This window comes from Bradyrhizobium sp. HKCCYLRH3073, assembly GCF_051167995.1.
Classification (GTDB): Bacteria; Pseudomonadota; Alphaproteobacteria; order Rhizobiales; family Xanthobacteraceae; genus Bradyrhizobium.
Window position 1 is genome coordinate 756,832 of record NZ_JBNPUD010000002.1, and the last position, 11,807, is coordinate 768,638.

The 11,807-nt window shown below is 65.5% G+C and carries 11 protein-coding genes; 7 read left to right on the forward strand and 4 right to left on the reverse strand.

Annotated features, from left to right (window positions below):
- The first annotated feature begins 300 nt into the window (after window positions 1-300).
- The 4 genes from fliI to ACQR1X_RS07355 all read left to right on the forward strand — a co-directional run bounded on the left by fliI (window position 301) and on the right by ACQR1X_RS07355 (window position 3,957).
- A complete protein-coding gene (fliI, locus tag ACQR1X_RS07340; protein WP_315803231.1) occupies window positions 301-1,623 on the forward strand; it encodes a flagellar protein export ATPase FliI in 1,323 nt (440 codons plus the stop codon).
- A gap of 109 nt (window positions 1,624-1,732) precedes the next feature.
- Complete coding sequence (gene fliJ, locus ACQR1X_RS07345; protein WP_315714036.1) at window positions 1,733-2,152, forward strand: flagellar export protein FliJ; 420 nt, start codon at window positions 1,733-1,735, stop codon at window positions 2,150-2,152.
- A 153-nt stretch (window positions 2,153-2,305) separates the two neighbouring features.
- Entirely contained in the window at window positions 2,306-2,854 is a 549-nt protein-coding gene (locus tag ACQR1X_RS07350) for a sigma-70 family RNA polymerase sigma factor (protein WP_315714037.1), read from the forward strand.
- A 53-nt stretch (window positions 2,855-2,907) separates the two neighbouring features.
- Complete coding sequence (locus ACQR1X_RS07355) at window positions 2,908-3,957, forward strand: anti-sigma factor (protein ID WP_434863795.1); 1,050 nt, start codon at window positions 2,908-2,910, stop codon at window positions 3,955-3,957.
- Window positions 3,958-4,088: 131 nt separating this feature from the next.
- On the opposite strand, the gene ACQR1X_RS07360 is transcribed toward ACQR1X_RS07355, so the two are convergent.
- Both ACQR1X_RS07360 and flhA read right to left on the reverse strand, forming a co-directional pair.
- On the reverse strand, window positions 4,089-4,289 hold the full coding sequence (locus ACQR1X_RS07360) for a hypothetical protein (protein ID WP_315803233.1): 201 nt from the start codon (window positions 4,287-4,289) through the stop codon (window positions 4,089-4,091).
- Between the two features lie 361 nt (window positions 4,290-4,650).
- Complete coding sequence (gene flhA / locus ACQR1X_RS07365) at window positions 4,651-6,780, reverse strand: flagellar biosynthesis protein FlhA (RefSeq protein ID WP_434898577.1); 2,130 nt, start codon at window positions 6,778-6,780, stop codon at window positions 4,651-4,653.
- A 1,143-nt stretch (window positions 6,781-7,923) separates the two neighbouring features.
- Here flhA and ACQR1X_RS07370 point away from each other — a divergent pair.
- On the forward strand, window positions 7,924-8,286 hold the full coding sequence (locus tag ACQR1X_RS07370; RefSeq protein ID WP_434898578.1) for a cytochrome family protein: 363 nt from the start codon (window positions 7,924-7,926) through the stop codon (window positions 8,284-8,286).
- A 22-nt stretch (window positions 8,287-8,308) separates the two neighbouring features.
- Here the strand turns inward: ACQR1X_RS07370 and ACQR1X_RS07375 are convergent, their stop codons facing one another.
- Window positions 8,309-9,319 (reverse strand): zinc-dependent alcohol dehydrogenase family protein, encoded by a 1,011-nt coding sequence (locus tag ACQR1X_RS07375; RefSeq protein WP_434898579.1) that lies wholly within the window; start codon window positions 9,317-9,319, stop codon window positions 8,309-8,311.
- An 85-nt stretch (window positions 9,320-9,404) separates the two neighbouring features.
- Here ACQR1X_RS07375 and ACQR1X_RS07380 point away from each other — a divergent pair, with 85 nt between their 5' ends.
- Window positions 9,405-9,752, forward strand: coding sequence for a MerR family transcriptional regulator (locus ACQR1X_RS07380; protein ID WP_316177507.1), 348 nt, complete (start codon window positions 9,405-9,407; stop codon window positions 9,750-9,752).
- A 33-nt stretch (window positions 9,753-9,785) separates the two neighbouring features.
- Window positions 9,786-10,457, forward strand: a complete 672-nt coding sequence (gene maiA, locus ACQR1X_RS07385) for a maleylacetoacetate isomerase (protein ID WP_434898580.1) — start codon at window positions 9,786-9,788, stop codon at window positions 10,455-10,457.
- A gap of 83 nt (window positions 10,458-10,540) precedes the next feature.
- Here the strand turns inward: maiA and ACQR1X_RS07390 are convergent, their stop codons facing one another.
- A complete protein-coding gene (locus tag ACQR1X_RS07390; RefSeq protein ID WP_434898581.1) occupies window positions 10,541-11,704 on the reverse strand; it encodes a TAXI family TRAP transporter solute-binding subunit in 1,164 nt (387 codons plus the stop codon).
- Between the last annotated feature and the right edge of the window lie 103 nt (window positions 11,705-11,807).

Genomic DNA, 11,807 nt, shown 5'->3' on the forward strand with positions numbered 1-11,807 from the left:
AATTTTTATCGAATCGCCGTAAGGTGTTGCGATGAAGCAGTTTTTCTTAGCCGCTCTCGTTCAAGCTCCATGTTAAGAGATGGACCTAACCGACTCTCGGATCTCACCGCTTTTTGAGGGCGGCAAAGCGAAGCACGTCAGTCACTCCAGACCATGACGTAATGATTAATGATGCGAGTAAACACAGAGTTAAACCGACGACGCGAATCTGCCCCTACTTAAGGTTTTCGCAATGAAGGCTCTGGTGCAATGCCCTCTCTCTCGCAATAAAGGCGCTTTGGCAATGAAGGCTCTTCCGCAATGAAGGCTCTGGCCGAGCAGATCAGCGACATCGACGCCGTGAACACCTATGGGCGTGTCGTCGGCGTGAAGGGACTCATGGTGGAGATCGCCGGGCCGATTCATGCGATGTCGGTCGGCGCGCGCATCGTGATCGAGACCGGCAACAATTACATCCCTGCCGAAGTGATCGGGTTCTCCGGCAAGAACGCTGTGGTGATGCCGTTCGCCGGGCTGGAGGGCGTGCGCCGCGGCTGCCGTGCCGTGATCGCCAATGCCGCCAATCAGGTGCGGCCGTCGCCGGCCTGGCTCGGCCGCGTCATCAATGCGATGGGCGAGCCGATCGACGGCAAGGGGCCGCTGCCGCAGGGCGCCTCGCCGGTTCCCTATCGGAACAATCCGCCACCGGCGCATTCGCGACGGCGTGTCGGTGCGCCGCTCGATCTCGGCGTTCGCGCACTCAACACCTTTCTTACCTGTTGCCGCGGCCAGCGGCTCGGCATCTTCGCCGGCTCCGGCGTCGGCAAATCGGTGCTGCTGTCGATGCTGGCGCGCAACGTCGATGCGGCAGTGTCGGTGATCGGACTGATCGGCGAGCGCGGCCGCGAGGTGCAGGAGTTCCTGCAGGACGATCTCGGCGATGAGGGCCTCGCGCGCTCCGTCGTGGTGGTCGCGACCTCGGACGAGCCGGCGCTGATGCGAAGGCAGGCGGCGTATCTGACGCTCGCGATCTCCGAATATTTTCGCGACGAGGGCAAGGATGTCCTTTGCCTGATGGACTCGGTCACGCGCTTTGCGATGGCGCAGCGCGAGATCGGGCTGTCGGCCGGCGAACCGCCGACCGCGAAGGGCTACACGCCGACGGTGTTCACCGAGCTGCCGAAACTGCTCGAGCGGGCGGGGCCGGGCAGCGGCGAGGGTACCATCACCGGAATCTTCACGGTGCTGGTCGATGGCGACGATCACAACGAGCCGGTGGCGGATGCGGTCCGCGGCATTCTCGACGGCCACGTCGTGATGCAGCGTTCGATCGCCGAACGCGGCCGCTATCCGGCAATCAACGTCCTGAAATCGGTGTCGCGGACGATGCCGAAATCGGCCGACCCCGTATTCTTGCCGACGATCATGCGGGCGCGCCAGGTGATGGCGACCTATGCCGACATGGAGGAGCTGATCCGGCTCGGCGCCTATCGCGCCGGTTCCAGCCCGGAGGTCGACGAGGCGATCCGGCTGCACGAGCCGCTGGAGGCGTTCCTGCGCCAGCGCAAGGACGAGGTCTCGACGCTGCAGAGCGGGTATCGGGAGCTGGAACAGATCCTGGGGCGCTTGGAAACGGAAAGCTAACTTTGTCGGGTAATCATCCCCTCCATGTAACGAGCCTAGTCGGCGAGCCCAGCACGGGCGGCCGGCCCTGTCCCGCGCCGTATACGGGACTTCTGGGGAGTATGAGTCGATGAAGTCGCGCGAAACGCTGATCCGTCTGAAGAAATTTCAGGTGGATGAGAAACGCCGCCGGGTGACGCAGATCGAGGGCATGATCGCTGACTTCCAGCGCATGTCGGCCGAGCTCGAGCGGGAGATCCAGACCGAGCAGGAGCGGGCCGGCATCAACGACCCGACCCATTTTGCCTATCCGACCTACGCCAAGGCCGCGATCCAGCGCCGGGAAAACCTGACGCGCTCGGCCGACGAGCTGCGCACCCAGCTCGAGGACGCCAAGGCCGCGTTGTCCGAGGCGTTCGAGGAGATGAAGAAGGTCGAGCTGCTCGACGAGCGTGACCAGGCCCGCGAGAAGGCCGAGGAGAGCGCCCGCGAGCAGGCGGACATGGACTCGATCGGCCTGATGCGCGCCCGGCTCGGCGTCATCGCCTGAGCCCGTCGCCGTCACGGCTTGAGCTTTCGAAAACCCGGGCCGCGAGGTCCGGGTTTTTCGTCGCGCCCGCCCCGGTGGAGAGTTGCCCAGGACTTGTGCTACGGGAGGACGTAGGCTCGAACGAGGGAGTGGGGCGATTTTCGGGGACGCTGAATGCTGACGCCGGCAGAGCTGGTCTGGTTGCTTGCCGCTGTTGCCAAAGGGGACGAGGCCGCCTTCGAGCGCCTCTACGCGGCGACGCGCGCGAAACTCTATGGCGTCGTGCTCCGTATCTTGCACCGACAGGACCTCGCCGAGGAGGTCGTCCAGGAGACCTATGTGAAGGTCTGGAACAACGCCGCGCAGTTCAACCCGGCCGTGTCTTCCCCGATCACCTGGATGGCCGCCATCGCCCGCAACCGCGCCATCGATCTGGTGCGCAAGCGCGGCGAGCTGTCGTTGGAGGATGAGCCCTCCGCGCTCGAGGTGGCTGCCGAGACGCCGGACCCGCTGGCGCGCCGCGAGATGTCGGAGGAGCTCAAGCGTCTTTTGGAATGCGTCGGCCAGCTCGAGCCCGACCGCCAGAAGCTCGTGCTGCTTGCCTACTACAACGGCTGGAGCCGCGAGCAATTGGCGACCAAGTTCGAGGCGCCGGTGAACACGGTGAAGACCTGGCTGCGGCGGAGCATGATGGACATCCGCCAATGTCTCGGTCTCGGATGAGGTGCTGTTCGAGCCGGCGAGAGATCTTGTAGGTGACGTGATCTGGACCTGTGATGGCGTATAGCGAAGACCATATCGCGCTGGCGGCGGAATATGCGCTCGGGACGCTCGACGCCGCCGAACGGGCGCAGGTCGAGACCATGATGGCGGTCGACACCGATTTTGTCGCGCTGGTCCAGGCGTGGGAATTCCGTCTCGGTCCGCTCAACCAGATGGTCGGGCTGGTCGAGCCGCGCCCCGAACTGTGGGAGCGCATCAAGGCCGAGATCGCGCAGTTGCGCGCGAACGCCGCGGCCGAGCCTGCGGCGGTTGTCGAGGTTCCGGTCGTCGTCGCTCCGCCGAAGCCGGAAACTGCCGAGGCTCCAGCGCTCGTCGCCGAAGCTCCGCCGGCCGATGTACCCAAGCTCGAGGCGCCAACCGTCGAGGTTGCCGAGATCGAAGCCGCGAAGATCGGCGCTCCCGCGATTCAGGTCGCTCCGCAAGACATCGGTGTCGAAGCCCCGGCCATCGCAGCCCGGCGAAATGCGCCTGCGACGGACGAGGTTGCGAACGACAACGCGAACATCGTTCGCCTCTCGTCCAAGGTCCGGCAGTTGCGCGCGGTCGCCAACATCATGACCGCGATCGCCGCCGTGCTGCTTGCGCTGGTCGGTGTCCAGGTCTACCGCCCCGACCTGCTGCCGCGGCCATTGCAGCCGAAGCCGCGAATCCAGACCGTCGAGGTCAAGGTGCCGGCCGTGCAGCCCTCGGCCCAGTTCGTTGCCCTCCTGCAAAAGGACGCGGCGTCGCCGGCGTTCATCTTGACCGTCGATGCCGCCAGCAAGAGCTACACCGTGCGCCGGGTCGGCGCCGCGCCGGAGCCGGGCAAGAGCTTCGAGTTGTGGCTCGTGTCCGACAAGCTGCAGAAGCCGCGCTCGCTCGGCGTGATCGGCGGCAGCGACTTCACCAGCCGTCCCGTTCTCTCGTCCTACGACGCGGACACAGTGAGTCGCGCGACCTACGCGGTCACGGTCGAGCCGGAGGGCGGGTCGCCGACCGGGCAGGCGACCGGGCCGATCGTGTTTACCGGCAAGCTGATCGAGACCGTGCCGCCGGCGCGTTGAGGCAAGCGGCCAAAAAGAAAACGCCCGTGGGGAGCGGGCGTTTTCAGTAGTCGACTTGGGGTTGGGTCTACTACATATCCACGCGGCCAGTTGGGGGGCTGTGAGAACCGCGTGAATTCCGGGAATTCCTGTCAGCGAACCAGCGAGGTCTCCGAGCTCGTCACCGCAATCGGCTTGCCGGCCTTGATGACCTTTGCCGTCTGCGTGTAGTTCGGCTCCGCATTCAGCCGGGCGGAGATGCCGAGGCCGGCCACCGCGATGCCAGCCACGAGCGCAACCACCACGATCTTGAGGTGGGTCGTCCGGTCCGCGCTGTAAATCGAGTGGTTCATGGAAGCCTCCTGCCGTCTTCCGTCCTTCGCTGATTCGTGTGAGCCGGGAGCGTTCCGGTTCATCGTCTCGCATCAACTAACGTAGGAAACCTCAATTCTGTTTCGTAGACCGCATCACAAGTGTGTGATAATGCGTGATGTCTCGCGATCGAAAATCGCTGAAACGTCACTTTTTATAGCTATATCAATAATTTAAATAGTTGTTCGGTGTACGGATGAAACTTCGGCCACCTAACGCAAAATTAAGAAAACGTTTGCCTGTGGCGGTAAAGCAAGGGGTGGTCCTGCCGGTAAAAACGGCACAAGCCGGCGCCTAGCGCCGGCTCCCCGGATGAAACGCGCTCGGGAATCCTCGGTTCCGTCACACGCTGCCCACCGTCTTCAGCCGCGCCCGCGGATGAATCTCCGCCTGCGACAGCACCGTGGTCTGGGCGCGGAAGCGCTCGACCAGCGAGCGGACGAACGGCCGGATCGCCGCCGACGTCACCAGCACCGGCGACTCGCCTTCGCGTGCGGCGCGCTCGAAGGCGTCGCGCGTGGCGGTCATGAACTCCGACAGTTTCGACGGCTGCATCGCGAGGCTGCGCTCCTCGCCCTGGCCGATCAGCGATTCCGCAAACGCCTGCTCCCATTTCGCCGACAGCGCGATCAGCGGCAGATAGCCCATGGGCGAGGTGTTCTGCGCGCAGATCTGGCGTGCCAAGCGGGCGCGGACATGCTCGACGATCGTGGCCGGGTTGCGCGAGAAGGCGAGCGCGTCGGCGATGCCTTCGAGGATGGTCGAGAGATCACGGATCGAGATCCGCTCCGACAGCAGCAGTTGCAGCACGCGCTGGATGCCGGAGATCGTGATCTGCGTCGGCACGATGTCCTTGACCAGCTCGCTCTGCTCCTTCGGCAGCTCCTTCAGGAGCTTCTGCACCTCGCCGTAGGAGAGCAGGTCGCTCATATTGGCCTTCAGCAGCTCGGTCAGATGCGTCGACAGCACGGTCGCCGCGTCCACCACCGTGTAGCCCTTGAGCGTCGCCTCCTCCTTCAGGCCGGCGTCGACCCAGGTGGCGGGCAGGCCGAAGGTGGGCTCCGTAGTGTGGATGCCGGGCACCGCGACCTGGTTGCCGCCGGGGTCCATGACCATGAACTGGCTCGGCCAGATCTTGCCGGAGCCGGCGTCGACCTCCTTGATCTTGATGATGTAGGTGTTGGCCTCGAGCTGGACGTTGTCGAGGATGCGCACCGACGGCATCACGAAGCCCATTTCGATCGCCAGCGAGCGTCTGAGAGCCTTGATCTGGTCGGTGAGGCGGTCGGTGCCGTCGGGCGCGTTGACCAGCGGCAGCAGCGCATAGCCGAGCTCGATCTTGAGGTCGTCGATCTTGAGCGCGGCGGAGATCGGCTCCTCGGCGGCCGCGGCCGCGGCGGCGGCGGCAGGGGCCGCAGCTTCTGCGGCGGCTTCCTCCGCCTTGGCCTCCTGCTTCTGCTTGCGCGCCTTGAACGCGAGCGCGGCGGCGCCGCCGCCGAGCGCCAGGAACGGAAGGGTCGGGATGCCCGGCAGCGCCGCCAGCACCAGCATGACCGCGGCGGACATGCCGAGCGCCTGCGGATAGCCAGAGAACTGCTTGATCAGCGCCTTGTCGGCGGCGCCGCTGACGCCGGCCTTGGAGACCAGCAGGCCCGCCGCGGTCGAGACGATCAGCGCCGGCACCTGGGTGACGAGGCCGTCGCCGACCGTCAGCGTGGTGTAGGTGCGGGCGGCCTCGGCAAAGCCGAGGCCCTGCTGGGCGACGCCGATGATGATGCCGCCGATGATGTTGATGAAGACGACGAGCAGGCCGGCCACCGCGTCGCCGCGGACGAATTTCGAGGCACCGTCCATGGCGCCGAAGAAGCCGCTTTCGTCCTCCAGCTCCTTGCGCCGGACCTTGGCGACCTTCTCGTCGATCAGGCCGGCGGAGAGGTCGGCGTCGATCGCCATCTGCTTGCCGGGCATGGAGTCGAGATGGAAGCGTGCCGCGACCTCGGCGATGCGGCCCGAACCCTTGGTGATGACGACGAAGTTCACCGTCACCAGGATCGCGAACACGATGATGCCGATGACGAAATTGCCGCCCATCACGAAGTTGCCGAACGCCTCGATGACGTGGCCGGCCGCGTCCGTTCCCTCATGGCCGCGCGACAGGATCAGCCGGGTCGAGGCCAGGTTGAGCGACAGCCGCAGCATCGTCGAGATCAGCAGGATGGTCGGGAAGGACGAGAATTCCAGCGGCGCCTGGATGAACAGGGCGGTCATCAGGATCAGGATCGACAGGGTGATCGAGATCGCCAGGAAAAGATCGAGCACCAGCGACGGCAGCGGCAGGATCAGCACCACCAGGATGGTGAGGATGCCGAGCGCCAGCGCGATGTCGCCGCGCAGGATCACGGTCTTCAGATCGTCGAATGAGAACCCGCCGGCCGGAGACCCCGCGCCTTGACCCGCCGTGACGTCGACCATGGCTTTCGCCCCTTCCCGCGGGCCGCGTTTGCCGGCCCCAAACGATTGCGCGGCGGCCGACGGGCCGCCGTTCCGAACCTGAGGTACCGCGCCGGCGTCCACGGAAGCTCTCCTCCGTCAACCGCACCCAACCACGACACGCACGTTCCGCTCGGCAATTTTTGCCCGGTGTATGGTTAGCGTTCGGTTAATGGCGGTTAACAAAAGGTTGCGGGCAGGCGGCAGCGAACCGGGCGGGAGAAAGCTGAACGACATTGGTCGGCCTCCTTCATCGGCATGGCTGTTGATCGGACTGGTCGGCGAGCGCCCGCAGTCTCGCGGCGCATCGCGCCCGAGCTGTGCGTCAGGTCCGCCCTCGAAACAGATGGAGGGCGCAGGGAAGGCCGGGCGCTGGCCGCGCCCGTGGCCCGCCTGCAGAAAAAAAGCAGGCGGCAGTCACCACAGGTCTGGCCCGGAACACCCGGCCTTCCCTGCGCGACGGTTGGAACGGCTTATACGTGGTCTCCCTGGTGCGCCGGGCTTGTTGGCCACCATCCCTGGCGCAATGCGTTTGCATTGCGCCACGTTGATACCAGCGTCGGGGTATCAGGACCGCACGATTTCGCCGTACGCAACGAACCGTTCGTCCGCGCGGCACGAGGCCACGCTGCGATTCGCTGCGCCCATCGCATCCCACCTCCCACGTCTCGTGACGGCCGCGACACGCCCCTCCGGCGGAAGCAGGACGGGGAGAGATATATATGATTTCGGAAAAAATGAAAGAGGAATATTTCGTCAAATCGAAATTCAGGTTTTCGGGTTCACCCGGTAGAGCTCCGCGCTCGCGTGTGGGACGGCTGCGCGCGTCGCGCAAAGCAATGTGGCCGTATCGTGCGGGTGGCACGGCGGGCGGCATCAAACTTTTCTGATCGCTGCGATCAGCGTTTGCGATTGGCGGTGAGGCACGTCGCTCTTTAGAAGTCTTCTAAATTAAATCCAGGAGAACCGAAGATGCATCCAACGAAGCTCCGCCGTCGTCTGCGGCTTACAGTGACAGCCGCTGGCCTCGTCGGGCTTGCATCGCTCATCGGGGTCGCTGCGCCCAAGGCGGAGACGCCGACACCTCCCCCAGCGCCGGCCTACCTCCCGACCATAAGCGACCTGATGATCGCGACCATCCAGCCGCGTCATCTCAGGCTCTGGATCGCCGGCCATAGCGGCAATTGGGCGTTCAGTGCCTATGAGCTCGGCAATCTCAAGGGCGCGTTCAACCGGGTCGGCCGGGCGCAGCCGCTGGTCGAGGGCAATTCGTTCGCCGACATGACGACGGCCGTGACGCAGCAGCCGTTCGACGAGCTGGCGCAGGCCATCAAGCAGAAGGACATCGGCCGTTTCGAGCGCTCCTATGCCGATCTTACGGCAGCCTGCAATTCGTGCCACCAGGCGCTCAATCGCGCCGCGGTGGTCATCAAGGTGCCGCAGACCGCCAGCGTTGCCGACCAGGATTTCACGCCCGGCTCGGAGTGATCGCGGGGAGATGGTGTCTCGCCTACGGCCTCACGACGATCTTGCCGAAATGCGAGCCGGACCGGAGATGGGCAAACGCTTCGGGAGCGTCGTCGAAGTCGTAGACCCGATCGACGATCGGATGGATCGTGTGGTCGGTCAGGAATCGATTCATGGCCGTGAAATGTTCGACCGAACCCACGGTGACGCCGATGATATCGGCATTCTCCCATTGCAGGCGGGCCAAGTCGGGCTTCGGGCCGAACCCCGTCAAGACGCCGATCTGGACGATCTTGCCACCTGACGCGACCGACCGCAGCGAGCGGTCGTAGGTGCCGGGTCCGCCGAGCTCGAGGACATGACTGGCGCCTTCGCCATCGGTCGCTGTCATCACGGCGACATCCCAATCGGGCGTGTCCCGGTAGTTGATGAGGATCGAGGCGCCAAGCGCCCTGGCGCGGGCGAGCTTTTCATCCGAGGACGAGATGACGATGGCGCGGGCGCCCAGCGCCGCGGCGAACTGAAGGCCGAACAGCGCGACGCCGCCGGTGCCCTGGACCAGCAAGGTGGCGTCCTTGCCCATTCCGCCGCGGGTGACGAGGCCGTGCCAGGCCGTCACGGCGGCACAGGGCAGGGTCGCGGCTTCGATCGACGTCAGGTGCGCCGGCACCGCGACCAGCGCCGTCGCCGGCAGCACCACGTACTCTGCCAGCGTGCCATCCATCGTGCTGCCGCCCAGCGACGACGGAACGTAGCTCGCCTTGAACGGCCCGGAGATCCAATCGCGAAAGAACGATGCGGCCACGCGGTCGCCCGGGCGCCATCGATCGACATCGGAGCCTACGGCATCGACGACGCCTGCGCCGTCGGACAGCGGAACGCGGCCGTCGAAGCCGCCTTCACCTGCTCGGTCCAGGATCAGCAGGTCGCGGTAGTTGAGACTTGCCGCCTCGACCCGGATGCGGACCTCGCCGCTGGCGGGTTCGGGCTTGATGATTTCGGTGCGCACCAGGCGACCCGCGCCCGCATGGCCCTTCAAATGATAGGCTTTCATCGTTGCTCCCTTCACAAGTGGACTCCACTTGCATGAGCACGATCTGTAAGGTCTGACAGCACTGTCAGGGTCAAGAGGGTTTCAGATGAAGATCGGCGAACTCTCCCGGAGGACGGGAGTGAGCATCCGCATGCTGCGATACTACGAGGACGAGGGCTTGCTTGCGCCGCAACGGACCGCGTCCGGCTATCGCGACTACGGGCCGGCGGACGAAGAAGCCGTGCGCCGGATCAAACTGCTCGGCGCCGCCGGGTTGACCCTCGAGACGATCAAGCAGTTGCTCCCGTGCGTGCGCAACACCCGTCCGGACTTCCGGCCTTGCGACAATCTGCGACGCGTGCTGGCGCAGCAGGTCGGCCTCATCGATCAACGCATCGCGGCGCTCAGCCAGAGTCGGACGGTCCTCGCAGGCTTTCTATCGAGCGTGAACTGATCGCCATTCACCCGCCTGCCCAGGAGAGCCCATATGAAGCTCTATTCGTTCTGGCGGTCGCTCGCGAGCTTTCGCGTCCGCATCGCGCTCAACCTGAAGGGCGTCGCCTACGAGCAGGTGGCGGTCGATATCGACCGGCAGCAGCATCGTGGCGGCGGCTATGCCGCGCTCAACCCGCAGATGGCGCTGCCGGCGCTGGTGCTCGATGACGGCACGGTGCTGACGCAGTCGCTGGCGATCCTCGATTATCTCGACGAGGCCTGTCCTGGCGCTGCGCTGCTGCCTGGCGACGCCAAGGGGCGCGCGGGGGTGCGGGCGCTGGCGGCGATGATCGCCTGCGATGCGCATCCGCTGACGACGCCGCGGGTGCAGCGCTATCTCACCGAGGTGCTGCACGTGGACGACGCGGCGCGCGCGGCCTGGCTCAGGCACTGGGCCGCGGAGATGCTGGCCGCAGTCGAGGCCCAGCTCGCCGGCCATGCCGCGACCGGCCGGTTCTGCCATGGCGATGCGCCGACGATGGCCGACATCTGCCTCGCCGGCCACGCCGTCTTCGCGCGTAATCAAGGCCTCGACCTCGGCGCGACGCCGACGGTGCAGCGCGTGTTCGAGGCGGCGATGGCGCTGCCGGCCTTCGCCTCCGCCCATCCGCTGGCGCAGCCGGACACGCCGGCAGCGCTGCGCGGCAAGCCGGCGGCGTCGTAGCCTCCTCTCTTTGTTGAGCATGATCCTTCCGGAAAACCGGTTTCCACTTTTCCGGATCATGCTCTACGCCACCACCAGCAGCGCTATCGCGCCGGCTGGCTGCCGTCCCGTTTCATCCAGTCGCGGAACTGCTCGAACAGGACCCTGGTCTCGTCCTCGCTCATCCGCCGGCCGCCGGTCGGCGCCCGCGTGCTCATCCACGCGTCGAACTGCTGCTTGACGGCGGCGCCGTCGGCCTGCGGCGGGCGCGTGCTGGCCAGAAGCTCCTCCGCGGCGCGGAAGCGGGTCCAGCCGGGCAGTGAGGAGGCGAGGTTGATCTCATTCCATTTCGGGTGGAACGGCGGCTGCTTGAACTGGTCGAACCGCTTGAACAGATAATCGACGAAGCGCGCGACGCGGCGGTAGCGTTCGGTCTCCGCCGGCCAGTTGTAGACCGCCAGCACCTGCGGCACGCCGATCGTCTCGACGCTCTCGCCGGGCTTGAGCAGATTGGGATAGTCCTGCGAGGTCAGCTTGGTCGGCACGTAGTAGTCCTGCAGGCTGCGCGCGAACGGAATTGGCAGGAAGTGAAAGCCCGGCTCGGGCTTGAACTTGGCGAACAGATCGGTCGGCTTGCCGGTGACGTGGACGACGCCGGCGATCTCGCCGCTGCGCATCTTCTCCAGCGCCAGCGAATTGTTGATGAACACCTTCTCCGCGCCGATCTTGAGCCGGTCGAACACGATGCCGCCGGTGAGGTTGGCGGCGCTGCCCACGGTGTTGAAGGAGACCTTCTTGCCGGCGAGATCCTCCAGCGTCCTGATCTCCGGGCGGACATAGACATGCATCTCGTTGATGTAGAACGAGCAGATGTAGCGGATCCGGCTCTTGATGTTGGCGAGCGTGCCGTTGCGGACGAACTCGTCGAGCACGTCGGCCGAGGTGATCGTGACGTCGACGCCGCGCAGATAGAGCAGGTCCTCGATGTTCCCCAGCGCGCCGTAGGTCACCATCGGCAGCACGCGCAGGTTCGGCCGGTCGTCGAGCACCTTGGCCATCTCGGCGGCGAAGCGGATGTTGGTGCCTTCGAGCAGGCCGCCGGCGATGCCGACCGTCCATTCGTTGGACTCCTGCAGCTTGCCGCCTTCGCCGGCCGCGACGGCCGTCGCCGGCCTTCCGGTCCGCGCCGTCTGTGCCATGGCTGGCAGCAACGGGGCCACCAGACTCAATCCCGCCGCAACGACGCAACTCAACACCGCGACCCGCATGCCCCAAATTCCTCCGTTGCCGGCCACACGGCGATCGTGAGGCACGGCCGATTTTCGCGCATTATCTCCTTGGTTGACGAATGAGGTCTACTACTCGCCGGTT